Source organism: Mesorhizobium sp. 2RAF21 (assembly GCF_052115345.1).
Lineage (GTDB): Bacteria > Pseudomonadota > Alphaproteobacteria > Rhizobiales > Rhizobiaceae > Mesorhizobium > Mesorhizobium terrae.
In genome coordinates this window covers 252,988-275,985 of record NZ_JBFRGM010000008.1, presented here as the reverse complement: position 1 = coordinate 275,985, position 22,998 = coordinate 252,988, and the positions used below count along the sequence as shown (strand labels likewise).

The following is a 22,998-nucleotide window of genomic DNA, read 5'->3' as shown; positions in this document are numbered from 1 at the left end:
ATGATCCTTTCCGAAAATCCGAACCGATTTTCGGGGTCATGCGCTAGAGCGAACCCGCCGAAAGCTGGCCCGCTTCCCACCCCAGAATAGCCCGCTTGCGGGTCAGGCCCCAGTGGTAGCCGGTGAGCGCGCCGGATTTGCCGAGCGCGCGGTGGCAAGGCACCACGAAGGAAAGCGGATTGGCGCCGACCGCCGCCCCCACCGCCCGGCTCGCCGTCGGCTGGCCGATCTCGGCGGCGATCGCCGAATAGGTGCAGGCCTTGCCCATCGGGATGCGCAGCAGGGCTTCCCAGACCCGGAGCTGGAAATCCGAGCCGATCATCACCACGCGCAGCGGCTGGTCGGACCGCCAGTGGGCCGGGTCGAAGATGCGTGCGGCGTAAGGGGCCGTGGCGCTGATGTCCTCGACATAGGTGGCGTTCGGCCAGCGGCTCGACATGTCGCGGAAAGCCGACTGTTCGTTGCCGGCGTCGTTGAAGGCAAGGCCGGCCAGACCACGATCGGTGACCATGATCAGGGCAACGCCGAAGGGCGAGATGTGGTAGCCGTAGCGGATGGTCAGGCCTTCACCGCGTGTCTTGTAGTTGCCCGGCGACATCGCCTCGTGGGTGACGAACAGGTCGTGCAGGCGGCCGGGGCCAGACATGCCGACCTCGAAGGAGGCTTCGAGCAACGGCATGCCGGAATCGAGCAGCCGACGGGCATGATCGAGCGTCACCGCCTGCAGGAAAGCCTTGGGCGACAGTCCGGCCCAGCGCGTGAACAGCTTCTGCAAGCCGGTCGGGGTCTCGCCGACCTCCTCGGCCAGGACTTCCAGCGAAGGCTGGTCGCGATAATCGAGGCTGATCTTCTCGATGGCACGGCGCACGACCTCGTAGTCGCTGCCTTCCGGCGTGATGTCCTTTTCAAGGGTCGGGGCGATCTTCATCGGCATTCTGGTATTCATAGCGAGCTGAGCGTTCATGGCAATTTCTCCTTGAACGCGAATATCGGCGCTTGAAGGAGCGGTCTCCACCCGTTTCCTGCGAAGATCAGCGTGCCTTGACGGTGGCAAGCGCCCGGGTGAAGGCGGTGGCGAAGCTTTCGCGGTCATCGGGATTGAGGAAACTACCGATCGGTACGCGCTCGCCGCGCGATTCCACCGTCATGGCGGTGATGCCTATCTCACTGTGGCGGGCGACCGAGAAGCGCGACCAGAACGGGTTGAAATGATGTTCTTCCGTTCTGCCCGAAGGGGCGGTCTTGCGGATGTCGAGCGCGGTGCGCGACACCGAGACTTCCTCGCGGGCCCTGGCGGCGCGATAGTTCAGGCGAAAGGCGACATAGACCGCCAGCACGTCGAGGCCGAAGAAGCCGAAGATCGGCCAAGCGCCGTAGGACAGGAAGATGATGCCTGTCACCGCCCAGCCGAACAGCAACGCGCCGATCAGGATCATGAAGCCGGTGCGACCGAGCGAGCGGTGCGGCATCAGCAGGGCCTGGAAGACCGGCTCGTCCGCGGCGAAAGTGGCGTTTGTGTCGCTCATCGCCCGATATTATAGGAAGGCGATGGTTGCCCCCAAGTCCAAAGATCGCCGCACCCGCGAAAATCCATCCGTGCCGCTGCGCAATGGCGCCGCGCATGCGCTCGCGAAGAAGAAGGCATCGCGTGCCAGGTCTGCCTATACGCCGGCCGAGGTGCACGAGATTTTTCGCCGCTTTGCCGTGCAGCGGCCCGAGCCGAAGGGCGAGCTGGAACACGTCAACGCCTTTACGCTGCTGGTGGCCGTGGTGCTGTCGGCGCAGGCGACCGACGCCGGCGTCAACAAGGCGACACGGGCCCTGTTCAAGGTGGCTGACACGCCGCAGAAGATGCTGGCGCTCGGCGAGGAAAGGGTGGGGGAATACATCCGCACAATCGGCCTCTGGCGCAACAAGGCCAAGAACGTGATCGCGCTGTCGCAGGCGTTGATCGCCGACCACGGCGGCACGGTGCCGGACAATCGCGACGAATTGGTGAAGTTGCCTGGCGTCGGCAGGAAAACCGCCAATGTCGTGCTCAACATGGCTTTCGGGCAGCACACGATGGCGGTGGACACGCATATCCTGCGCATCGGCAACCGACTGGGGCTGGCGCCGGGCAAGACGCCGGAACAGGTCGAAGACGAGCTCGTCCGCATCATTCCGGACGAATATATGCGCCACGCGCATCACTGGCTGATCCTGCATGGGCGCTATGTCTGCAAGGCGCGCAAACCGGATTGCCAGGCCTGCGTAATCGCCGACATCTGCAAGGCGGCGGAAAAGACAAACACAATTCCCGCGCCGCTCATCGAATTGGCGCCACTCGAAGCGGCCAGCGACGTCCTTTAGAGTGGTCTGCTAGAGGCCGTAGCCGCGCGCCATGGCGGCGGCAAAGGCGGGGATCGCCAGGAAAAGCAGCGCCTCCAGCCAGATATAGCGGCGCACCGCGGCCAGTTCGGTCTCCGGCACCTGGTAGGATGCGTTGGCCTTGGCCTGGCGGCTCCAGGCAATGAAACGCATGGTGGGCACGATGGAGAGCAGGCCGACGGCCGCGAAGATCGCCATCTTGGTCCAGAACACCCAATTGTAGACGTAGAATTCCCATCCTTTCAGGCCGTGGAAGACACGGCCGACGCCGACGAGGATGATCAGGACGGCGAGCAGGCCGTAGTGTCGGTCGATCAGGGCAAGCCGGCGGATGGTGCCGGGTGTGATTTCGTTGCGTAGCAGCACGAATTCCGCCGCGATCACCCCGGCCAGCGAAAAAGCCAGCAGATGGTGGAAAATGGCCAGAACAAGGTCGGTCGTTTCCATGTGCGCTTCTCCGGTGTGCGGCGGTCATTTCATACAATGCCGGCGGCGAAGTTCCCAGCCCATCCGCTCAGCCTGTCGCGCGTCCATTCGGACGCTTTAAGGATGCCCAGGCATTTTCGAATCCGCGCATCGCGCTTCATGCGTGGTCCCGTCTTTCCGCTGGCAGGACTAGTCACAAAAGCTGGCCCTTGCCCGGTATGAGCGGGCTGATATTTGCGGCGACCCCATAGAGAGAATTGCCATGACCGCCCCAGCCTTCAAGACCGCGCCCATCATCGAAACGCAACGGACGATCCTGCGGGCGCACGGGCTGGACGATTTCGACACCTATGCCGAGATGTGGTCGGAGCCGGCGGTATGCCGGTTCATCGGCGGCAGGGCGCGCACCCGCGAGGAAAGCTGGCAGCGGTTCCTGCGCCATGCCGGCCTGTGGTCGCTGATCGGCTACGGTTATTGGGCGGTCGAGGACAAGGCGACAGGGCGTTTCATCGGCGAGGCCGGCTTCCAGGACATGAAGCGCGAAATCCAGCCCTCGCTGGAAGGTCTTCCGGAAATCGGCTGGGTTCTGGCTTCTGCCGCGCATGGCAAGGGCATTGCCAGCGAGATCGTTGGTGAAATGACGGCCTGGGCCGACAATGTTCTAGGGGCGCAGAGAACCGTCTGCATCATCGATCCCGAGAATGTTGCCTCGCTGAACGTCGCGCGCAAGACTGCTTACAACGAGGTGCTGCGCACGACCTACCATGAAAAGCCGACAATCTTGCTTGAGCGACCGAAAGCCGGCGGTCTGAACAGCGTTTGATACAACGCTCTTGCTCAAAGAGCGGCGGGCAAGGTCAATGTCCTGAGCAGCGTCGACAGTTCGGGTTCGTCGATCAGGGTCGCGGCGTCCTCGGGCTTCAGCCAGGCGCGCTGGCGGCTGCGTGCCTCCGGCCAGTTGGCCAGTTCCCCGGTGACGGCGAGCAGATAGACGGTGACGTCGACCCGCGCGAAGGTTCGCGCAAGCCGCTTCCAGTAGGAATAGCTGCCGGCCGGCTCCTTCAGCGTCTTGCCGACGACGCCCGCTTCTTCCATCGCCTCGATGGTGGCGGCCTTGCGTCCGCTCTTGCCGGGCATCGGCCAGCCCTTCGGCAGGATGAAACGCCTGGTCTGGCGCGAGGTGACCAGCATCACCTCAAGGCTGCCGTCCTCGCCGCGCCGAAACGGAATGGCGGCGACCTGGCGGATCGTCTTGCCCTTTTTGGCTTTCCGAACCGCCTGCTTCTTCGGTGAGGGTTTGGCGAGCGGCTGCTTCTCGACAGGCGTCTTCAGGGGCGCCTTCTTCTTGGGCGCGGCCTTGCGTTCAATGCTCTTTTTCTTGGGTGTCGCCATCGCACGTCCGGTCCAATCCGCCGTGCAGGACGAGGCGGGACCTCAAATTAACACAAAGGCCCGGCGAGCGAATGGATGCTTTGCCGTAGCACACACTTATCGTAGACGGCTAATAAAACGAAAATACATCCTGTCAACGACAGCCACCAACCGCACCGCCGCCATTCAGCGATTGCTGGCAAGGTTGCCGGATCGCTGGCGCGGCATTTTGGGACGGCGTCGTAACCTGCCGGTCGAGCTCGCGGTAGATCTGCTGTTGCTGCTGGAACTGCTGCCGCTGGATCTCGCTTCGCAATGCATCCGCGTCCGCCTGGCCGAATGAGTTGATGCCGGGCCGTACGGGGGCCATCGTTTGAGCCATAGCGATGGTCATGGGAATAAGCGAAACCGTCAGCGCCAAGCCGAACCAGATTGCGATGCCGTGAAGCCGTTTCATTGTCTACTGCCGGGTTGTCCGAGCCGATGCTCATTTCTCCCCTATATAGTGCAGGCGGCGGCCGGGTCCATGGTTGCGGGTCTTGTCGTGCTCCTTGCAGGCGGACGGGTGGGATAGTGCCAACGATTTCCTAGCCCTGGAAAATGAAAAGGGCCGCCCGAAGGCGGCCCCGATCTCTTGGTGCAACAGGCCTCGGGCCCGATCAGCCGCCGTTGCCGCTGCCAGCGTTCTTCAGCGTGCCGGCGATGGTGTTGAACTTGGCATTGATGGTGTTGCCGAGGAAGCCGGCGCCAGCAACGATCGCCAGAGCGATCAGGGCGGCGATCAGGCCGTATTCAATGGCGGTTGCGCCCGACTCGTCCTTGACGAAGCGCGAAAGAAGATTGGTCATGATGGTATCCTTTGCCCGGTTGTAACTTTTGTTCGACGGTCTCTTTGCGAACCGTGGCCCATCATGCGGGTGAGCGATTTCAGACAGGTTAAGGTGGATGGTAAACAAATAGTGGCTCTGGCGGTTGCTTAACAAACACAAAACATAGATCGGAAAATTTCCGTATAATTGTCCCATTACTCTCATTGCCGGAGAATGGGCCTCTCTCCCTGCTTGGATTTGGCAAGGATATCAAAGATCAGGATGGCGCTTCGCGATCCTGGCCAATCTCGAAGCGGTGCCGGCCGGTTTCGCTGCGTGAGACGTCACAACAGCTTCATTCAGCCAAAATAGGGTTCCTTGAATTTTGCTGCACTGCAAAAGGAACGGGGCAATGGTGGACGTCACATCAAGTCAAATGGGTATTCCGAGGCCCGAGCATCCGCTCGAAGGGCCGAGCAAGGCCGGCAAATGGTTCATGCCGGTTTTCCTGGCGATCGTGCTCGGCGGCCTCATTTATATCGGCTATGCGCTCAGCCAGGAGCTTACCAGCGCGATTGCCGTGCCGTGGATCCTGCTCGGGCTCGCGTTGCTGATCGCGCTCGGCTTCGAATTCGTTAACGGTTTCCACGACACCGCCAATGCGGTCGCGACCGTCATCTATACCCATTCCATGCCGGCCGAGTTCGCCGTCATGTGGTCCGGTTTCTTCAACTTCCTCGGCGTGCTCACCGCCAGCGGCGCCGTTGCTTTCGGCATCATTTCGCTGCTTCCGGTCGAGCTCATCCTGCAGGTGGGCTCCAGCGCGGGTCTGGCCATGGTGTTCTCGCTGCTGACCGCGGCGATCATCTGGAACCTCGGCACCTGGTATCTTGGCTTGCCGTCGTCCAGTTCGCACACGCTGATCGGCTCGATCGTCGGTGTCGGCCTCGCCAACCAGTTCCTGGCGCCGGCCGGCAGCGCCACAAGCGGCGTCGACTGGTCGAAAGCCATAGAAGTCGGCATGGCGCTGCTGGTTTCGCCACTGGTCGGTTTCGGCATGGCGGCGCTCCTCCTGCTTGCGATGAAGCTGTTCATCAAGAACAAGGCGCTCTACGAGGCGCCGTCCGGCAACGCGCCGCCGCCGCTGTGGATCCGCGCGCTGCTGATCTTCACCTGCACCGGCGTTTCCTTCGCCCACGGTTCCAATGACGGCCAGAAGGGCATGGGTCTGATCATGCTGATCCTGATCGGCGTGGTGCCGACCGCCTTTGCGCTCAATCGCACGCCGGATGTGAACTATCTCGAAGCCTACAAGTCCGCGGCCGCGCAGGTGGATACGGTGCTTGGCAAATATGTGAAGCCGGGTGTGGTGGTGACCGATGCCAAGGCGGTGGTCAGCGAGGCGGTGCGCACCAAGACCTGGACGGATCAGACGACGCCGGCGCTGCAGGCGTTTATCCATCAGACGAATGAACTGGTGTCGCCTTATCCTTCGGTCGAGAAGCTGCCGATCGAACTGGTCAGCAATGCGCGCAACGATATCTATCTCATCGGCGAGGCGCTGAAGCTGATCGACAAGAAGAAGCTTTTGCCGATGGAGGGCGAGGATCTCAAGGCGGTCACCAACTATCACAAGGCCGTCGACAACGCGACGAAGTTCATCCCGCTCTGGGTCAAGATCGCCATCGCGCTGGCGCTGGGGCTTGGCACGATGGTCGGCTGGAAACGCATCGTCGTCACAGTTGGCGAGAAGATCGGAAAGACGCATCTGACCTATGGCCAGGGTGCCGCCGCCGAACTCGTCGCCATGGGCACGATCGGCGCCGCCGACGCGTTCGGCCTGCCGGTGTCGACCACGCATGTGCTGTCGTCGGGCGTTGCCGGCACGATGGCGGCAAACGGTTCGGGCCTGCAGTGGTCGACCGTGCGCAACATGCTGCTCGCCTGGGTGCTGACCTTGCCAGCCTCGATCGCGCTCGCCTTCGGGCTGTTCGTGGTGATGCGCAAGCTGTTTTGAGGGCGGGTTCTTTTCTCACAAAAGGAAGCCGGCGCGCGGGTCGCGCCGGCTTCTGCCGAACAAGGCTCGGTGACGCCAATGAATGAAACCTTGCGTTTGAACCTTCTGGGAACAGGCGATGCGGAGCAGGTGCCGGGCCTGATCTGCGCCTATCGTGGACTTCCCGGGCAACCAGCCGCTGAGCTTCACCCGCAGGAGATCGACGCGGCTCTTGCTGCCGAGGATGGCTGGGTGTGGGTGCATGTCGACCTGGTCGACCAGCGCGCGCATGGCTGGGTTGCCCACCGCTGCGCACTTCCGCTGACGGCGCGCGCGATCCTGGAAGGGCATGACGACAGTCTGGTCCTTGGGCATGAAGACGGCATGATGCACGGCATCGCGGCCGACATGCACAAGGACATAGAACGACCGTCCAGCACGATCGGCCGGCTGCATTTCGCCGTGACCGAACGTCTGCTGGTCACCGGCAGGCGCCATCCGCTGGAGGCGGTGGACAAGGTGCGGCGCTCGCTTGCCGGCGGCTTCGCGCCGGCGACGGCCTTCGAGCTGTTCGAGGCCATCGTCACGACTTTCTGCAAGAACACAGGGTTGCGGCTGGTCGAAGCGACAAAAAAGCTCGACGAGGTCGAGGATAATCTGGTCACCGAACGGCTGAGCGACGAGCGCCGCCGTCTCAAGGAATTGCGGCGGCTGGCGGTGTCGCTGCACCGGCCGGTGGCCGGCATGGTCGCGCTGTTCGAGGATGAGGACCGCGAGGACTGGAAACTATCGGAGACCGCGCATGCCGGATTGCAGCGCCTGGCCGCGCGGCTGGAACGGCTCGACCGCGAAATCGTCATGATCAACGACCGGGCGCGTTTGCTGCAGGAGGAGATGGCGGCGGAGCTGGCGGACGAATCCAACCGCAGCCTGAAGGCGATGGCGGTGATGAGCGCCTTGTTGCTGCCGGGCACGCTGGTGGTCGGCGTTTTCGGCATGAATACGGCCGGCCTGCCGTTCACCCATGGCGACAGCGGCTTCATCTGGGCCGTTGCGCTGGTTATCGGTGCGACCGGGCTTTTCTACTGGCTGCTGCGCCGCGCCGGCATCAGCCTGCGTTTCTGACTGCCGAGCGTGAGGTCACCCTAAGTCGGGTCTTCGCGATGCAGGTCATGGATGGCGACGCCTTCGGCATTGGTCGGCGGGGTCAGCCATTGCTGATGGCGCAAGGTGCGCTGCGTGTCCTCCAGGCCCATGTCCCAATGCTCGCGCATCGAGGTGCCTGAGAACTCATAGTCCTTGGCGTGCCCCTCATAACCCTTGTGCTGGTAGATGAGGTGGATGATGTTGACGACGCCGGCGTCGGAATAATCGGCGATCAGCTGTTCTTCGTCGGCCGAGCGCAACTCCGCCGGCACGCGCTTCAGCGCTTCGAGAAGCTGCATCTTCAGATCGTGGATGCGCTTGAAATTGTCGGTGTTCTGGCGCGTACGGCTGGAATACATGATGTCCTTGTGGCGCGACAACACGTCGGCCATGCCGCGCGGCAGCGCGCCGCGCGCTGAGAACAGGTCGACCTGAAACACCAGCGAGCTGCGGTCTTCTTCCTGGTCGAGCAGATATTGCAGCGGCGTGTTGGAGACGATGCCGCCGTCCCAGTAATATTCACCCTCGATACGCACCGCCGGGAAGGCGGGCGGCAGCGCACCCGAGGCCATGATGTGTTCGGGCCCGATACGGACCTTGTCGGTGTCGAAATAGACGAAATTGCCGGTGCGCACATTGACGGCGCCGACGCTCAGACGCTTGCGGCCGTCGTTGAGCACGTCAAAGTCGATCAGCCGCTCCAGCGTGTCCTTCAATTCGGCCGTGTCGTAGAAGCTGGTGGCGCCTTCGGCCCCGGACTGCTCCAGCCATGGATTGGGGAAGCGCGGTTTGAAGAAGCCGGGCTGGCCCATGGTCATCGTCATCCACGAACTGGTGCGGTTGCGGATGTCGCGATAGATGTCGCCTTCTGGCGTGTAGGCCCAGATCTTGCGGCCGGAAATCGTCTGCCAGAACTGCTCCAGCCGCTGCAGGCGCCGGCTCGGCTCGTTGCCCGCGATGATGGACGCATTGATGGCGCCGATGGAGACCCCCGATAGCCAAGCCGGCTCGCAGCCGGCCTCCGACAGCGCCTGATAGACGCCGGCCTGATAGGCGCCGAGCGCGCCGCCGCCTTGCAGCACCAGCGCGACCCGGTCGTATTGCGAGGCGATTTCCTGAATGGTGGCGACGTTCGCCTTGGCTCTGTAGCGGTCCAGCACGGTCAACTCCGGCAAAGAAAGGGGATGGTCAGCGTGTGCCGGCGAGATAGTCGTACACGACCTCGCCGAGGCCGAGCGTGAGATCGGCGGTGAAATGCAGCGCCGACACCACTTCCAGCACCGGCAGGCGAGCGACATCGGCCATCACATGCGGCCGCAGGTCGAGCGCGGCGGGACCCGCCCAAGCTTCCTTCAGCGTGATGTCGGTGAGGTGGTAGCGCACCAGTTCGCAGATGCGCGGCGTGCCGTCGACATGCGGGATGATCTTGACGAGAAAGTTCGGCGCGGTCAGCGCCGCCATGACCTGGTCCTGGTCGGCGGCGCGATGCTTGTAACCCATCGTGCCGGTGGCGCAGAGCACCGAGCCGTAGTGCAGCGTGCCGACGACGACCTCGCCCTCATTGACGATCTTGGGATTGGCGAGTTTCTTCGGAAACCCCCACAATTCGCGGCCGCCGGCGATCGGCGCGTCGTCGTCCAGATACATGGAATGGACGTAGACACCGTGCTGGCCGTCGAAACGGACCGGAATGACCTGGCCGCTCTCGGTATAGTCGCCGAAGCCGGTCGAGTCCGGCATGCGGATGAATTCGTATTTCACCAGCGGATCGCCGTCGATCTCGAGCGGCGCCGGCACGACCGCCTCCAACGCCTCGCGCGTGGTGCGGTAAGTGATGATGACATATTCGCGGTCGAAGAAGCGATAGGGGCCGGGCGGGAACGAGGGATTGGTGAGCGGCATGGCATAGGCGCGCTTCACGACGTCGGCGATTTCCAAGCTGTCACCTCAGGATTGACGAATGTCATATCGGAAACAACACCTGTCATGTTGCATGGCAGCATGACGGTCTTGTGTCGGGTCGATGAACGATTTCAGCTGTTTGTTGGTTCCGAACGAAGACCGACACATGATTGTGATGGAAACTTGCTGCAATGCACCTAATTAGAATGCCATCGCAAACGCCAGCCGAGAGATCATCATGGGCTCCCTGACTTCGAAGAACGCGCTTGTTACCGGTTCGACCAGCGGCATCGGCCTTGCCATCGCCAGGGCCTTCGCCGCCGAAGGCGCCAATGTCACCATCAACGGACTTGGCGATGCCGATGCGATCGAGAGGGAACGTGCCGGCATCGAAGCCGATTTCGGCGTCAAGTGCCGCTATTCCAACGCCAACATGATGAATGGCCCGGAAGTGACCGCCATGGTGCACGAGGCCGAACAGGCATTCGGCAGCCTCGATATCCTGGTCAACAATGCCGGCATCCAGCATGTCGCGCCGATCGAGGAGTTTCCCGACGACAAGTGGGAAGCGATCATCCGCATCAACCTGCTCGCCGCCTTCTACGCCATCAAGGCCGCGCTTCCGGGCATGAAGGCGCGCAAATGGGGGCGCATCATCAACACCGCTTCGGCGCATGCGCTGGTAGCGTCGCCCTTCAAGTCGGCCTATGTCTCGGCCAAGCACGGTATTGCCGGCCTGACCAAGACGGTGGCGCTGGAGGCCGCGCAGGACGGGGTGACGGCCAATGCGATCGCGCCCGGTTATGTCTGGACGCCGCTGGTCGAAAAGCAGATCCCCGACACGATGAAGGCCCGCAACATGACCGAGGAACAGGTCAAGCACGACGTTCTGCTGGCGGCCCAGCCGACGAAGGAGTTCGTGACGGTGGACGAGATCGCGGCGCTGGCGCTGTTCCTGTGCTCGGACGCGGCCAAGCAGATCACCGGCACGACGCTGCCGATCGATGGCGGCTGGACGGCGCAGTAGGCCGGGTTTCGCCTGATATCTCCCTGGAATGCCCGGCGCGTCCGCGAGACATGCGCCGGGCATTCGTTTTTGTTCGGGGCGTCGAAGTCAGTTTTGCGCCGTCGCCAGCAGCGGTGTCATCGCCTCGTTGATCCATTGCCACTCGTTGCCGGGCCCTTGGCCGGGTTCCTCACCGCGCAATATGGCAAGCAGTTCCTGATACCGGGTCGAGCGGGCATGATGCTTGCGGTATTGGCCGAGATGCCATTCCAGATAGGCCCGGTCCGGCTGCCTGCGCATTGCCTTCGCCGATCGGTCCAGCCATTCGCGCGCGATCGTTTCGCCCTCCGGCGAGATCGGGGCTACGCCCGCGGCGATAGCGGCCTTCACCCTGGCCAGAATGGCGTTGGCAGCCTCGGCATAGGCGCCCGGGTCGAACTCACCGTTCCACATAGCGGCCGTCTCGGCCTGTATCTCGGAAACGAAGCTCTCGTCGCCGATCATGGCGCTGATCTCGTTCCAGGCGTCGATCTGCCGGGACGTCGGCTCGTCGGGCAGCTCGGGCATGGCGGCATCGATCATCTGGCGCTTCCAGCCTTCGCCCATCTCGGCGCTCGTGCCCACCTTGTCGTAGAAACGCTCCATCATGGTGCGCATCTGGTTTTGGGACAGGGTCGTCATCGTCCAAAGTCTCCTCAGGTCGGTTGCGGTTGGTTCCGTGATCCTGAGCGTGGCACGCAACACGGCGGCGACCCGGCGACGGGAGGCGATTTCGACTTCCAGGGCATCAAGGCGCATGGCCAGGACATCTTTCAGTTCGAGCCGCCGGGACAGGAGCTTGCGGATGGCGGCCAGGCTGACGCCGGCCTCCCGCAAGGCCCTGATCAGGTCGAGGCGCGCGACATCGGTATCGCTGTAGATGCGATAGTTGCTGACGGTGCGGGTGGACGGCGGCAGCAGCCCCTTGTCGGAATAGAAGCGGATGCGCCGCACCGAGATGCCGCTCAGCCGCGAAAGTTCGCCGATCGTGTGCATTTTCTCGCTCATGGGACCGTCCTAACGTCTCCACCAAGTGGAGGGTCAACCGTGCCGGCGAGGCTTTTTTCGCCCATGTTCCGCGCGGTGCGCGAGCCGGCCGCGAAGGTCGGGCTCGCGACGGTCCTGCGGTGGCCAGACCCGCTTATACAGCTTCGCGCCGACCGACGGGTGCCGTGGAATTGCGCACGACAAGCACGCCGGAGAGCAGTTCGTCTTCTCCGGCAGCAACGCCGCTGCCGGCGATTGCCGCGGCGACGGCGCGTTTGGCGATGTCCTCCACCGGCTGACCGATGGTGGTCAGGCGCGGCGTGATCAGCCCGGCCAGCGGAATGTCGTCGAAGCCGATGACGGAAAGCTCGTCCGGCACCTTGATGCCGAGATCGGAGGCGGCGCGCAGCAGGCCGATCGCCTGCTGGTCGTTGGCGGTGGCGATGGCGGTTGGCCGCTTCGCTGGCGCCCGGTCGAGCAACTGGCGGCCGAGCGCTTCGCCTGAGACATAGTCGAAATGGCCTTCGATGATCTCGGGCTTGATGCCGGCGGCCTCGAGATGCTCGACGAAGCCCGCCCGGCGCGCCCTGGAAACCGGTGCGTCGGCCGGTCCGGCTATGTAGGCGATGTGGCGATGGCCGAGGCCGATCAGATGTTCGGCCGCCAGCGCCGCGCCGCCATGATGGTCGACGGAAAGCAGGCCGTGTCCTTGTAGTCTCCTGTCGACGACGACTGTGGCGGTGTCGCCGCGCCAGCTCTGCGACTGGCCGGACTGGATTGGCACCACGATCAGGCCGGTGGGGCGGCTCTTCAAAAGGCTTTCGATCTGCGCCACCTCGATCTTGGGATCGTCATTGGTGATCGACAACAGCACCGAAAGGCCGGCATGGAAGGCGACAGCTTCGACATGCTTGGCGAGTTCGGCGAAGAAGGGGTTGGTGATGTCGGGGATCACCAGGCCGATCATGTCGGTGCGGCGGCGGCGCAGGCCGCGCGCGACATGGTTCGGCTTGAAGTTCATCTCGCGGATCGTCGCCTCGACCTTTTCGCGCAGGGCAGCGCCGACCGTCTCGTTCCTGGCCATGACGCGCGAGACCGTTCCGACCGAAACCCCCGCCCGCCGGGCGACGTCCTTGATGTTGACCACGCTGCTATGCCCCGGATGTTGCGGCGATCCATGCCGCGCTGCCTCAGGCCTTGGTTAGCCTTTCGCGATATTTGTCAAGGATGACTGCGAGGATAATGACGAAACCGGTGATCATCTGCCGCATGAAGTCGCTGAGGCCGAGCAGGATGAGACCGTTGGCCAGCACGCCGATGATGCAGGCGCCGAGCAGGGTGCCGATGATCGAGCCGCGGCCACCGCTCAGGCTGGTACCGCCGATGATGACGGCGGCGATGGCGTTGAGCTCGAAGCCGATGCCGATGATCGGGCTCGCGATGTTGAGCCGCGCCATATAGATGATGGCGCCGATGCCGACGGCGGCGCCGCAAATGGTGAAGGCGGCGACCTTGTAGAAAAAGACGTTGTGGCCGGCGAGCCGGGTCGCTTCCTCATTGTTGCCGATGCCGTAGAGAACACGGCCGAACACCGTGCGGGTCAGCACGAACCAGCCGACCGCGACCAGGACAAGCGCGATCAGGAACAGCACCGGCACGCCGTAGATTGTCTGCGAGCCGAAGGCGTTGAAGCCGGCCGGGAAGGAATAGATGGTCGAGGCGCCGGTGACCTGAAGGGCCGCGCCGCGCGCGATGTTCAGCGTGCCCAGGGTGACGATGAAGGACGGGATGCTCCACCAGGCGCTGATCAGGCCGTTCAGCACCCCGAAGACGATGCCCGCGGCGATGGAGCTGATCGTTGCCAGCACCACGGCAAGCGTGGGATCGAGGCCGGGCAGGGTCATCACCGTGCCGGCGACGACGGCGGCGAAGGCCAGCACCGACCCTACGGACAGATCGATGCCGCCGATCAGGATGACGAAGGTCATGCCGATCGACAGCACCAGATTGATGGTCACCTGGGTCAAGATGTTGGTGACGTTCGAAGCCGTCAGGAAATGGTCCGTTCCCAGCGAGAACACCACGATCAAGAGGATGAGCGCGATGCCGATGCCGGCTTCGCGCAACACGGTCTTGGTCGTGGTGGCGAGACCGCTTGAGGCCGGGCGGCCGAAGTCAGTGGCGTCCATGATTGTTCTCGTCCTTGTAGGCGAAGCCGAGGATGCGTTCTTCGGAGAAATCCGGACGCAGAACCTCGCCGACGATGCGGTGTTTCGACATGACCAGGATGCGGTCGCAGAGCGTGATGAGTTCCGGCAGTTCCGAGGAGACGACGAGCAAGGCGAGCCCCTTCTCGGCAAGGCCGCGTAGCAGGGCGTAGATCTCCGCCTTGGCACCGACGTCGACACCGCGTGTCGGTTCGTCGAGCAGCAGGATCTTCGGGTCGTTGGCCAGCCATTTGGCCAAAACTACCTTCTGCTGGTTGCCGCCCGACAGTGTCGAGGCGGCATCGGAAGCCTTGCCGTATTTGAGCTTGATCTCCTTGCCGAGATTTTCGGTCATCCGTGCCTCGGCCACCCTGTCGAGCAGGCCGGCATGCGAGACCTTGCGCAGATTGGCGAGGCTGACATTGGCGGCGATGGGCATGGCCAGGATCAGGCCTTCTTCCTTGCGGTCCTCGGTCAGGAAGCCGATGCCGTCGCGGATCGCGGCTTTCGGGCTGCCATAGCGGCGCTGCCGGCCGTCGCGTTCCAGTGTCCCGGACATAGGCAGGTCGGCGGCGAAGATGGAGCGCAGCAATTCGGTGCGACCGGCGCCGACGAGGCCCGCGATGCCGAGGATCTCGCCATAATGCAGGTCGAGCGAAATGCCGTCAGGATTGGGGGAGGCGGGATGGCGCAGGTTCTTCAAGGCCAGCGCCACGCCGCCGCCGCGGTCCAGCTCACGCGTCGCGGCCATTTGCGCGGCCAGTTGGCGACCGACCATCGAACTGACAAGCTTTTCGGGCGAGGTGTCGGCAATGTCGGAAGTCATCACCGACTCGCCGTTGCGCAACACGGTGACGCGGTCGCAATTGGCGAAGACCTCGCTGAGATGGTGCGACACGAAGACGATGGCCACGCCCTTGGCGCGCAGGCCGTCGACAATGGTGAAAAGCCGTTCGGTCTCGCGCGCGGTCAGCGTCGCGGTCGGCTCGTCGAGGATGAGGATGCGGCTTTCGCCCATCAGCGCGCGGGCGATTTCGACCAGCTGGCGGTGGGCGACGCCGAGCGTTTCCACCGGCCGGCGCACATCGATGTCGTCGAGGCCGATGCGCGCCAGCGCCTGCCGGGCCCTGGCGTAGACCTCGGGGTAGTCGACAATGCCGAAACGCCGGCGCGGAATGTCCTCGAAGCAGATGTTTTCCGCGATCGAGAGGTAGGGAAGGAGATTGAACTCCTGGTGCACGACCTGGATGCCATGTGCCTTGGCGTCGGCCGGCGAATGCGGCTCGTAGGCGGTGCCGTCCAAGGTGATCGAACCGGCGTCGCGCTTGACGATGCCGCACAGGATCTTGATCAGCGTCGACTTGCCGGCGCCATTCTCGCCGACCAGCGCATGGACTTCGCCGGGCCGTAGCGTGAAGGAGACGCCGTTCAGGGCGACGACGCCGCCGAAGCGCTTGCGGACGTCCGAAAGCTCCAGGATGGGATGCATGTCGGCCGTTGCCGCGCGTGCGGCATTCTGCGTTACATTTGCCATGGGTCGTTCCGTCGAGGCGGCCGCGCCTGTTGGCGTGACCGCCGATCGTGAGGTTACTTCACGTCGTCCGAGGTGACGAGCTTGATGTCGGTCTTGACCCAGCCCTTGAGCGGGGCGCCGACGGCCAGAACGCCGAGCGCCTTGTCGATGGCGTTGGCCGCCATCTGCTGGCCGAACTGGTCGACCGTGGCCAGCATCTTCTTTTCCTTGAGCAGCGGCTGCACGGCCGGGATGTTGTCGAAGCCGATGACTTCGATCTTGCCGGTCTTGCCGGCGGCCTCGATCGCCTTGACGACGCCGACTGCCATGGAATCGTTGGCCGCCATCACGCCCTGGATATCGGGATGGGCGGTGAGCATGTTGGCGAAGACGGAGTTCGCTTCTTCCGTCTCCCAATGGGCGGTACGGGAATCGAGCAGCTTCAGCTTGCCGTCCTTGATCGCGTCCTCGAAGCCGAGCTTGCGCTGAGCGGCGTTGTCGGCGCCGGGATTGCCCTCGATGATGACGACCTTGCCGCCTTCGCCGAGCTTCTTGGCCAGCGCTTCGCCGGCCATCTTGGCGCCGGCGCGGTTGTCCGGGCCGACGAAGGCGAGTTCGACGCCGGCCTCTTTCTTGGCCTTTTCGTCCAGCGCCACGTCGAAGTTGACGACGGTGATGCCGGCTTCCATGGCCCGCTTCAGCGGCGGCACCAGCGCGCGGGAATCGGCCGGCGCGATGACGATGGCGTTGACCTTTTCGGTGATGAAGCTTTCGACGGCGTTGATCTGGGTCTCGATGTCGGTCTCGGACTGCATGCCGACGGCCTTCAGCTTGTAGTCGCCACGCTTGGCTTCATGGGCCTTGGCGCCTTCCAGCATGTTCTTGAAGAACTCGTTGGCGAGCGATTTCATGACCAGGCCAACCACGGGCTTGTCGGCGGCGAAGCTGGCTGCGGGCATGGCTAGAGAGGCCGCCAGAACGCCGGCGGCGATAATCTTTCCGAACTTCATAACTTCCTCCACTTTGTCATCGCGCCGTTTCCTCCCAGGCACGATGAAACGTTTCATCGCAGGTTTTCAACGGAACTGTCAAGCGTTCGCGAGGGCCAGGCCGCGCGGGCACTTCTGGCTTCGCAGGCCTCTGCGATCAGCCGGGGCCTGGAGAGCATTCGCCGCCGGCAAAGAAAAAACCGCCGGAGTGGCCGGCGGTTTTTCCCATTCAGGTTTTGCAATGCGATCAGGCTGAAAGCAGGGCTTCCAAGCGATCCCAGCTCTCGACCGCGCCGGCTTCGGCTCCTGACTGCACCATGCCGTCGCGCGCTTCGACCGACTGGAATACCGACTGCGCCACGACCCTGGTGCTGCCGCCGACTTCCTCGAAGGTGACGGTCTCGAGCAGCACATGGCCGGGCATGCCCTCGAATTCGAAGGTGCGCACGATGCGCGAAGGGGCGGTGGCTTCATGATGCACGCCATGGAAGCCGTATTCGTTGCCTTGCTTGTCGCGCTGCACGAAACGCCAGATGCCGCCCTGCCTCGGTTCGAACTTGTCGATCGTCGTCGTCAGCCAGGCGGGACCCCACCAGTTCGGGATCGCTTGCGGGTCGGTGAAAACGGCAAAGATACGCTCGCGCGGCGCGTTGAATGTTCGCGTCAGGACAATTTCCTGCTTGCCCGGCTCGGCGGTAAAGGTGGTTTTGGACATGATTACTTCTCCACTCACAAATAAAAACAATAGGTTGAGTTAGTTCGACCGGTGCCGGCGCTAATTCTTGCTGGCCTTGGTCGCCGCTTCGATGTCGTTCAGGAAAGCGTCGAGGCGATCGAAGCTTGCTTCCCAGTGGGTGCGGCAATTCCATACCCACTCGGCGACTTCTTTCAGCGCCCCACTCTCAAGGTGACAGTGGCGGCGCTGCGCCTCGCGGGTCTGCGAAACCAGCGAGGCCTGCTGAAGCACTTTCAGGTGCTTCGAGATGGTCGGCAGCCGAAGGTCGAACGGCTCCGCCAATTCGTTGACGGTGGCATCGCTCTTGGCCAACCGCATCAGGATGGCCCTGCGTGTCGGATCGGCGAGCGCATGGAAGGCGAGGCTGAGTTGGTCCATTATTTTTCCGATTGGCTAATTAGCTAATCGGTAAAATAGGAAGAAAAATTCGATTGTCAAGCGACCGCGATGCGTGCGGGGGAGATGAGAATTTTCATCTCATGTCAGCGCTCCAGAGCGCGCGTGCGCGGGGTGCCCGGTCTGTAACGGCAGGCAATTTTCGAGGCTTAAGCGCCGTCAGGCCCAGCCGGTAAGGTTAATGATTGGTTTCCGAGCGAAACGGCGGCAAACATGGTTTATGGGCGAAGGGTGGCAAGGGCTGCGTTCAGGGAAAGCCTTGGGGTGGGCAGATGACATCGTATTTGGAGGCGATCTCGGATATTGAACCGCGCATGCTGAAGCCTTCTGCAAAAGACATCGTCATCGACGCGCGAAGCGGGCGCATCAGCGGCGCCGGCCTGCGCGAGGGCATAGCGCTGACCACGCTGCGGCTGGCGATGCGGGTGCTCATGCCCCTGCGCCAGTTTGGCTTTTCCTACGTGGCGCGCACGGTGCGCACGCTGCTGCCCAGTCGCCGGCCGATGATTTTCAGCCTGGCGCCCGGGGCGCTGATGCGTGTTCCTTATTGCGATGCCTATTGGTCGATCCTGCTGCTGCCGGGGTACTCCTACGAGCACTCCACCGTCGTGCTCCTGGAGGCGGCGCGCGACATCGACTACGGCTTCGTCGACGGCGGTGCCAATTATGGCTACTGGTCGATCCTGGCGAGCGGTCCCGAGGCCGGCGGCAAGGCAGCGGTCGCGGTGGAGGCGGCGCCGGACACGTTCAGGGTGCTGGAAGACAACCGGGTCCTGAACGACAGCCGGTTCAGCGTGCTCAACAGGGCGATCGGCGCAACCAGCGGTCAGCATGTGCGCATTTTCGGCGCCAAGCACGAAGCGCGTACGACGGTCGATCCCGCCGACGGCTCCAGGCCGATCCTCGAATGCGACACGATCAGCCTCGACGATATCGCGGCGCTGCCGCAGTTCGCGGGGCTGGACAAGTTCATCGTCAAGCTCGACGTCGAGGGCGTGGAGATCGCGGCTTTTTCCGGCGCGGCGCGGCTGCTCGCCGGCGATACCGTCTTCGTCTACGAGGATCATGGGTCCGATCTCGATCACGCCACCACGCGCCATGCGCTGGACGTGCTGAAGCTGCGCGTCTTCTGGCTGGGCCGGGGCCGGCGCCAGGAAATCACTTCGCCGACGCAGCTTGCGGCGATCAAGAAATCGCGTCGCTTCGGCTACGACATGGTCGCCACCAACAGCCCGTTCTGGATCGAGCGGCTGGAACGACTGGTCGACGGGTCGCCGGAATAACCGTTCCGGCCTCGCATTCTCTAGCCCAGCCTCCTGCGTGCCGACGGTCCGTCGGCGGGATATCGCTGTGTCCCGCATCCGGATGGCGGGGATAACTCCGGAACTTGTTGATCCATCTGGCGACGGGACGTATTTCTCTTGTCGACAAGAGGATTGCCAGATGACCGATGCCGACTCCAATTCCGCCCCCGAGCGCAAGCGCGGCTCCGGCGTCAAAATGGTCTACGACCTTTTGCGCGACGAGATCCTCGATCTGGTGCTGCCGCCGGGAAGCCCGATCGACGAAGTGCAATTGGCCGAGCGTTTCAAGATGTCGCGTACGCCGATCCGCGAGGCGCTGGTGCGGCTGTCGGGAGAGGGGCTGATCGACACGCTGCCCAACCGCTCGACCATGGTGTCGAACATCGACTTCCTGAACATGCACACCTATTTCGACGCGCTGGTGCTGATGTACCGCGTCACCACGCGGCTGGCGGCCGAGCATCACCGGGCCGAAGACCTTGAGACGATCCGCGCGCTGCAGGTCGAATTCGCCGCCGCCGTTGAGGCGCAGGACGCGCTGGCGATGATCGCCACCAATGCGGCGCTGCATTCGGCGATTTCGGAGGCCGGGCGCAATCCTTACTTCACCAGCCTGTTCAACCGGCTGCTCGATGAGGGGCGGCGCATCCTCAGACTCTATTACCAGTCCTATGACGACCGCCTGCCGCAGCGTTTCGTCGACGAGCACGAGGACATGATCGCCGTCATCGCCGCCCGCGACGTCGAGGCAGCGGATCGTCTGGGCAAGGCGCATGGCGAGCAGATCGTGCATCAGATCCAGAAGCTTTTCACCCGTGGCGAGCGGCTGGACATAGCGCTCTGACCATTTGTCGATTTCTTGTCGACAAATAAAATGCAACGTGTATATTGAGTGTCGAGAGCGTGAGCCGCGCCATGGCGTCGCGATCCGCCCCGACCCGACAAGCCCAGAGGAGTTTGACATGAAGGCCAAGATTTTCTCCGGCGTAATCCCCGCGCTGATGACCCCGTGCAAGGCAGACCGCAGCCCCGATTTCGATGCGCTGGTGCGCAAGGGCAAGGAACTGATCGCGCAGGGCATGTCGGCGGTCGTCTATTGCGGCTCCATGGGCGACTGGCCGCTGCTGACCGACGCAGAGCGCATGGAGGGCGTGGAGCGCCTGGTGAAGGCCGGCGTGCCGGTCATCGTCGGCACCGGCGCCATCAACAGCGCCTCGGCGGTTGCCCATGCTGCGCATGCCCAGAAGGTCGGCGCCCACGGCCTGATGGTCATCCCGCGCGTGCTGTCGCGCGGTCCGTCGCTGACTGCCCAGAAGGCGCATTTCAAGGCGATCCTGTCGGCGGCCCCCGATCTGCCGGCTGTCATCTACAACAGCCCCTATTACGGTTTCGCCACCCGCGCCGACCTGTTCTTCGCGCTGCGCGCTGAACATAAGAACCTCGTCGGCTTCAAGGAATTCGGCGGTAATGCCGACATGCGTTATGCGGCCGAGAACATCACCAGCCGCGACGATGGCGTGTCGCTGATGATCGGCGTCGACACGGCCGTCTTCCACGGTTTCGTCAATTGCGGCGCGACGGGTGCCATCACCGGCATCGGCAATGTGCTGCCGAAGGAAGTGATCCATCTCTGCAACCTGTCACAGGCCGCCGCCGCCGGCGAGGTCGATGCGCGCCAGCGGGCGCTGGAACTGGAGCAGGCGCTGGCCGTGCTGTCGTCCTTCGACGAAGGCCCGGACCTCGTCCTCTACTTCAAGCACATGATGGTGCTGAAGGGTGACAAGGAATACACGCTCCACTTCAACGAGACCGACGCCCTGACCGACAGCCAGCGCGGCTATTGCGAGGCGCAGTTCAAGCTGTTCAACAGCTGGTATGGCGAATGGAGCAAGCTCCCCGGCGCTGTGCAGAAGTACAAGGGCTGATCCCGGATTTGCCGAACGACGAAAAAGCTCGCGTTTCGCGGGCTTTTTCCTGGCCGACGCGCAATTGTGAGCGCTGCGGCGGCGGTCGCCGTTTCCAGGTAGCGGCGGCTTTTCGTTTCAGAAGGCTTGCTGGTTGATTTCGGCAAGGCCGGGCGCGATGCTTTCGACGCCGGCATTGGCGTGTGTCGCAAAGGCATGGCGCAAACTGGTTGGCTGCTGCGTTGCTGCCTGTACCTCCGTTTATTTGAAAGGAATCGGTAGATGAGCTTCACTCCGAAGGGAAAGCACCTTGTCGCGGGCGCATGGCTGGATGGAGTGGGCACCTTCGCCAGCACTCCGGCTCATGGCCCCGCGCATGACTTTGCCGCCGGTTCGACCGAACTGGTCAACCGCGCCTGCGAAGCCGCCGAGGATGCCTTCTGGAGTTATGGCTACGCCTCGCGCAAGGAACGCGCCGCATTCCTGCGCGCCATCGCCGACGAGATCGAAGCCCGTGCCGCCGAGATCACCGAGATCGGCAGCCAGGAGACCGGCTTGCCCGAAGCGCGCCTGCAAGGCGAACGCGACCGCACCACCGGCCAGCTCCGGCTGTTTGCCGACCATATCGAGAAGGGCGATTATCTCGACCGTCGCCAGGACGCGGCGATGCCTGCTCGCCAGCCGGCGCCGCGTCCGGAAATCAGGCTGATCCAGCGGCCGATCGGCCCGGTGGCCGTGTTCGGCGCCTCGAACTTCCCGCTCGCCTTTTCGACCGCCGGTGGCGATACTGCGGCGGCGCTCGCCGCAGGCTGCCCCGTGGTGGTGAAGGGGCATTCGGCGCATCCCGGCACCGGCGAGATCGTCGCGCAGGCCATCGAGGCGGCGATTGCCAAAACCGGTGTGCATCCGGGCGTGTTTTCGCTGATCCAGGGCGGCAGCCGCGAGGTCGGCCATGCGCTGGTGCAGCATCCGCTGATCAAGGCCGTGGGTTTCACCGGTTCGCTTGCCGGCGGCCGCGCTCTGTTCGACCTGTGCGCACAACGTCCGGAGCCGATCCCGTTCTTTGGCGAGCTCGGCTCGGTCAACCCGATGATGATGTTGCCGGAAGCGCTCAAGGCACGCGCCGAAGCGCTAGGGCAGGGCTGGGCAGGGTCGCTGACGATGGGCGCCGGCCAGTTCTGCACCAATCCCGGCATCGCGGTGGTGATCGACGGCGCTGATGCCGACCGTTTCGCCGGCGCGGCGGTCGAGGCACTCGCCAAGGTCGGTCCGCAGACCATGCTGACCGACGGCATCGCCAAGGCCTATCATGACGGCACGGAGCGGTTTTCAACGCGCAATACGCTGAAGCCGCTGCTGATGACGCAATCCTCGGGCCGCTCGGCCACCCCCAATCTGTTCGAGACGACGGGTGCGCGCTTCGTCTCCGACCACGCGCTGGGCGAGGAAGTTTTCGGGCCGCTCGGCCTGGTGGTGCGGGTCGGTTCGCTGGACGAGATGGAACAGATCGCGCGCGGCTTTGACGGCCAATTGACCGCGACCATCCACATGGATGCCGGCGATCTCGACGCCGCACGACGCCTGCGCCCGGTGCTGGAGCGCAAGGCCGGTCGCGTGCTGGTCAACGGCTTCCCGACCGGCGTGGAAGTGGTCGATTCCATGGTGCATGGCGGGCCTTATCCGGCCTCGACCAATTTCGGCGCGACCAGTGTCGGCACCATGTCGATCCGCCGGTTCCTGCGCCCGGTGTCCTATCAGAACATGCCAGAAGAGCTGTTGCCCGAGGATTTCCTCGGCTGATCGGGCCGCTCCGCTCCGCGCAGGGTTTCCGCGCGGGGCGGCCGGGCAATCGTCGCCGAAATCGGTATTCAAATATTTTTTGTATACTGTTTGTATT

The 22,998-nt window shown here is 63.5% G+C and carries 24 protein-coding genes; 9 read left to right on the top strand and 15 right to left on the bottom strand.

Annotation, left to right across the window (positions count from 1 at the left end):
* Positions 1-43: 43 nt before the first annotated feature.
* Complete coding sequence (locus AB4136_RS15455; protein WP_137900701.1) at positions 44-946, bottom strand: methylated-DNA--[protein]-cysteine S-methyltransferase; 903 nt, start codon at positions 944-946, stop codon at positions 44-46.
* Between the two features lie 85 nt (positions 947-1,031).
* Complete coding sequence (locus tag AB4136_RS15450; protein ID WP_024923952.1) at positions 1,032-1,526, bottom strand: DUF2244 domain-containing protein; 495 nt, start codon at positions 1,524-1,526, stop codon at positions 1,032-1,034.
* A gap of 22 nt (positions 1,527-1,548) precedes the next feature.
* On the opposite strand from AB4136_RS15450, the gene nth reads away from it, so the two are divergent.
* Entirely contained in the window at positions 1,549-2,352 is an 804-nt protein-coding gene (nth, locus tag AB4136_RS15445; RefSeq protein WP_024923951.1) for an endonuclease III, read from the top strand.
* Positions 2,353-2,361: 9 nt separating this feature from the next.
* Here the strand turns inward: nth and AB4136_RS15440 are convergent, their stop codons facing one another.
* Positions 2,362-2,817 carry a DUF2214 family protein gene (locus AB4136_RS15440; RefSeq protein WP_024923950.1) on the bottom strand — a complete coding sequence of 152 codons (456 nt, stop codon included), beginning with the start codon at positions 2,815-2,817 and terminating at the stop codon, positions 2,362-2,364.
* 241 nt (positions 2,818-3,058) lie between these two features.
* On the opposite strand from AB4136_RS15440, the gene AB4136_RS15435 reads away from it, so the two are divergent.
* A complete protein-coding gene (locus tag AB4136_RS15435; protein ID WP_024923949.1) occupies positions 3,059-3,619 on the top strand; it encodes a GNAT family N-acetyltransferase in 561 nt (186 codons plus the stop codon).
* A 14-nt stretch (positions 3,620-3,633) separates the two neighbouring features.
* On the opposite strand, the gene AB4136_RS15430 is transcribed toward AB4136_RS15435, so the two are convergent.
* The 3 genes from AB4136_RS15430 to AB4136_RS15420 form a co-directional block, all read right to left on the bottom strand.
* Positions 3,634-4,188: an NUDIX hydrolase gene (locus AB4136_RS15430; RefSeq protein WP_024923948.1), complete on the bottom strand. Its 555-nt coding sequence runs from the start codon at positions 4,186-4,188 to the stop codon at positions 3,634-3,636.
* 133 nt (positions 4,189-4,321) lie between these two features.
* The gene (locus tag AB4136_RS15425) at positions 4,322-4,624 is read right to left on the bottom strand and encodes a hypothetical protein (protein WP_024923947.1); all 303 of its coding nucleotides are present in this window, start codon (positions 4,622-4,624) and stop codon (positions 4,322-4,324) included.
* A 202-nt stretch (positions 4,625-4,826) separates the two neighbouring features.
* Positions 4,827-5,015 carry a Flp family type IVb pilin gene (locus AB4136_RS15420; protein WP_024923946.1) on the bottom strand — a complete coding sequence of 63 codons (189 nt, stop codon included), beginning with the start codon at positions 5,013-5,015 and terminating at the stop codon, positions 4,827-4,829.
* A gap of 373 nt (positions 5,016-5,388) precedes the next feature.
* On the opposite strand from AB4136_RS15420, the gene AB4136_RS15415 reads away from it, so the two are divergent.
* Together AB4136_RS15415 and AB4136_RS15410 are read left to right on the top strand one after the other, a co-directional pair.
* Positions 5,389-6,993, top strand: a complete 1,605-nt coding sequence (locus AB4136_RS15415) for an inorganic phosphate transporter (RefSeq protein WP_024923945.1) — start codon at positions 5,389-5,391, stop codon at positions 6,991-6,993.
* Between the two features lie 78 nt (positions 6,994-7,071).
* Entirely contained in the window at positions 7,072-8,097 is a 1,026-nt protein-coding gene (locus tag AB4136_RS15410; RefSeq protein ID WP_137900660.1) for a CorA family divalent cation transporter, read from the top strand.
* Positions 8,098-8,117: 20 nt separating this feature from the next.
* On the opposite strand, the gene AB4136_RS15405 is transcribed toward AB4136_RS15410, so the two are convergent.
* The gene (locus AB4136_RS15405; protein ID WP_137900659.1) at positions 8,118-9,278 is read right to left on the bottom strand and encodes a patatin-like phospholipase family protein; all 1,161 of its coding nucleotides are present in this window, start codon (positions 9,276-9,278) and stop codon (positions 8,118-8,120) included.
* Positions 9,279-9,306: 28 nt separating this feature from the next.
* Positions 9,307-10,056, bottom strand: coding sequence for an acetoacetate decarboxylase (locus AB4136_RS15400; RefSeq protein ID WP_137900658.1), 750 nt, complete (start codon positions 10,054-10,056; stop codon positions 9,307-9,309).
* 202 nt (positions 10,057-10,258) lie between these two features.
* Between AB4136_RS15400 and AB4136_RS15395 the strand changes: the two genes are divergently transcribed.
* The gene (locus AB4136_RS15395) at positions 10,259-11,047 is read left to right on the top strand and encodes a 3-hydroxybutyrate dehydrogenase (protein ID WP_024923941.1); all 789 of its coding nucleotides are present in this window, start codon (positions 10,259-10,261) and stop codon (positions 11,045-11,047) included.
* 87 nt (positions 11,048-11,134) lie between these two features.
* Here AB4136_RS15395 and AB4136_RS15390 read toward each other — a convergent pair whose 3' ends face one another.
* The 7 genes from AB4136_RS15390 to AB4136_RS15360 all read right to left on the bottom strand — a co-directional run bounded on the left by AB4136_RS15390 (position 11,135) and on the right by AB4136_RS15360 (position 17,875).
* Positions 11,135-12,073 carry a MerR family transcriptional regulator gene (locus AB4136_RS15390; RefSeq protein WP_024923940.1) on the bottom strand — a complete coding sequence of 313 codons (939 nt, stop codon included), beginning with the start codon at positions 12,071-12,073 and terminating at the stop codon, positions 11,135-11,137.
* A 133-nt stretch (positions 12,074-12,206) separates the two neighbouring features.
* Positions 12,207-13,199 carry a LacI family DNA-binding transcriptional regulator gene (locus AB4136_RS15385; RefSeq protein ID WP_024923939.1) on the bottom strand — a complete coding sequence of 331 codons (993 nt, stop codon included), beginning with the start codon at positions 13,197-13,199 and terminating at the stop codon, positions 12,207-12,209.
* A gap of 43 nt (positions 13,200-13,242) precedes the next feature.
* Positions 13,243-14,241: an ABC transporter permease gene (locus tag AB4136_RS15380; protein ID WP_024923938.1), complete on the bottom strand. Its 999-nt coding sequence runs from the start codon at positions 14,239-14,241 to the stop codon at positions 13,243-13,245.
* A complete protein-coding gene (locus AB4136_RS15375; RefSeq protein WP_024923937.1) occupies positions 14,228-15,793 on the bottom strand; it encodes a sugar ABC transporter ATP-binding protein in 1,566 nt (521 codons plus the stop codon). Before AB4136_RS15375 ends, AB4136_RS15380 begins: the two co-directional genes overlap by 14 nt.
* Positions 15,794-15,846: 53 nt before the next feature.
* On the bottom strand, positions 15,847-16,731 hold the full coding sequence (locus AB4136_RS15370) for a sugar ABC transporter substrate-binding protein (RefSeq protein WP_373426402.1): 885 nt from the start codon (positions 16,729-16,731) through the stop codon (positions 15,847-15,849).
* 277 nt (positions 16,732-17,008) lie between these two features.
* Positions 17,009-17,476, bottom strand: a complete 468-nt coding sequence (locus AB4136_RS15365) for an SRPBCC family protein (protein WP_024923935.1) — start codon at positions 17,474-17,476, stop codon at positions 17,009-17,011.
* A 60-nt stretch (positions 17,477-17,536) separates the two neighbouring features.
* On the bottom strand, positions 17,537-17,875 hold the full coding sequence (locus AB4136_RS15360) for an ArsR/SmtB family transcription factor (protein WP_024923934.1): 339 nt from the start codon (positions 17,873-17,875) through the stop codon (positions 17,537-17,539).
* A 290-nt stretch (positions 17,876-18,165) separates the two neighbouring features.
* Here AB4136_RS15360 and AB4136_RS15355 point away from each other — a divergent pair, with 290 nt between their 5' ends.
* From AB4136_RS15355 to AB4136_RS15340, 4 genes are all read left to right on the top strand, one after another.
* A complete protein-coding gene (locus tag AB4136_RS15355) occupies positions 18,166-19,176 on the top strand; it encodes an FkbM family methyltransferase (RefSeq protein WP_024923933.1) in 1,011 nt (336 codons plus the stop codon).
* Between the two features lie 160 nt (positions 19,177-19,336).
* A complete protein-coding gene (locus tag AB4136_RS15350; RefSeq protein ID WP_024923932.1) occupies positions 19,337-20,041 on the top strand; it encodes a GntR family transcriptional regulator in 705 nt (234 codons plus the stop codon).
* 118 nt (positions 20,042-20,159) lie between these two features.
* Positions 20,160-21,122: a dihydrodipicolinate synthase family protein gene (locus AB4136_RS15345; protein ID WP_024923931.1), complete on the top strand. Its 963-nt coding sequence runs from the start codon at positions 20,160-20,162 to the stop codon at positions 21,120-21,122.
* A 261-nt stretch (positions 21,123-21,383) separates the two neighbouring features.
* Positions 21,384-22,901 carry an aldehyde dehydrogenase (NADP(+)) gene (locus AB4136_RS15340; RefSeq protein WP_137900657.1) on the top strand — a complete coding sequence of 506 codons (1,518 nt, stop codon included), beginning with the start codon at positions 21,384-21,386 and terminating at the stop codon, positions 22,899-22,901.
* Positions 22,902-22,998: the final 97 nt, after the last annotated feature.

Coding starts and splice junctions, on each gene's coding strand:
- AB4136_RS15455 (WP_137900701.1), bottom strand. CDS start 946: ATGAATACCAGAATGCCGATGAAGATCGCCCCGACCCTTGAAAAGGAC.
- AB4136_RS15450 (WP_024923952.1), bottom strand. CDS start 1,526: ATGAGCGACACAAACGCCACTTTCGCCGCGGACGAGCCGGTCTTCCAG.
- nth (WP_024923951.1), top strand. CDS start 1,549: ATGGTTGCCCCCAAGTCCAAAGATCGCCGCACCCGCGAAAATCCATCC.
- AB4136_RS15440 (WP_024923950.1), bottom strand. CDS start 2,817: ATGGAAACGACCGACCTTGTTCTGGCCATTTTCCACCATCTGCTGGCT.
- AB4136_RS15435 (WP_024923949.1), top strand. CDS start 3,059: ATGACCGCCCCAGCCTTCAAGACCGCGCCCATCATCGAAACGCAACGG.
- AB4136_RS15430 (WP_024923948.1), bottom strand. CDS start 4,188: ATGGCGACACCCAAGAAAAAGAGCATTGAACGCAAGGCCGCGCCCAAG.
- AB4136_RS15425 (WP_024923947.1), bottom strand. CDS start 4,624: ATGAAACGGCTTCACGGCATCGCAATCTGGTTCGGCTTGGCGCTGACG.
- AB4136_RS15420 (WP_024923946.1), bottom strand. CDS start 5,015: ATGACCAATCTTCTTTCGCGCTTCGTCAAGGACGAGTCGGGCGCAACC.
- AB4136_RS15415 (WP_024923945.1), top strand. CDS start 5,389: ATGGTGGACGTCACATCAAGTCAAATGGGTATTCCGAGGCCCGAGCAT.
- AB4136_RS15410 (WP_137900660.1), top strand. CDS start 7,072: ATGAATGAAACCTTGCGTTTGAACCTTCTGGGAACAGGCGATGCGGAG.
- AB4136_RS15395 (WP_024923941.1), top strand. CDS start 10,259: ATGGGCTCCCTGACTTCGAAGAACGCGCTTGTTACCGGTTCGACCAGC.
- AB4136_RS15390 (WP_024923940.1), bottom strand. CDS start 12,073: ATGAGCGAGAAAATGCACACGATCGGCGAACTTTCGCGGCTGAGCGGC.
- AB4136_RS15380 (WP_024923938.1), bottom strand. CDS start 14,241: ATGGACGCCACTGACTTCGGCCGCCCGGCCTCAAGCGGTCTCGCCACC.
- AB4136_RS15375 (WP_024923937.1), bottom strand. CDS start 15,793: ATGGCAAATGTAACGCAGAATGCCGCACGCGCGGCAACGGCCGACATG.
- AB4136_RS15370 (WP_373426402.1), bottom strand. CDS start 16,731: ATGCCCGCAGCCAGCTTCGCCGCCGACAAGCCCGTGGTTGGCCTGGTC.
- AB4136_RS15365 (WP_024923935.1), bottom strand. CDS start 17,476: ATGTCCAAAACCACCTTTACCGCCGAGCCGGGCAAGCAGGAAATTGTC.
- AB4136_RS15360 (WP_024923934.1), bottom strand. CDS start 17,875: ATGGACCAACTCAGCCTCGCCTTCCATGCGCTCGCCGATCCGACACGC.
- AB4136_RS15355 (WP_024923933.1), top strand. CDS start 18,166: ATGACATCGTATTTGGAGGCGATCTCGGATATTGAACCGCGCATGCTG.
- AB4136_RS15350 (WP_024923932.1), top strand. CDS start 19,337: ATGACCGATGCCGACTCCAATTCCGCCCCCGAGCGCAAGCGCGGCTCC.
- AB4136_RS15345 (WP_024923931.1), top strand. CDS start 20,160: ATGAAGGCCAAGATTTTCTCCGGCGTAATCCCCGCGCTGATGACCCCG.
- AB4136_RS15340 (WP_137900657.1), top strand. CDS start 21,384: ATGAGCTTCACTCCGAAGGGAAAGCACCTTGTCGCGGGCGCATGGCTG.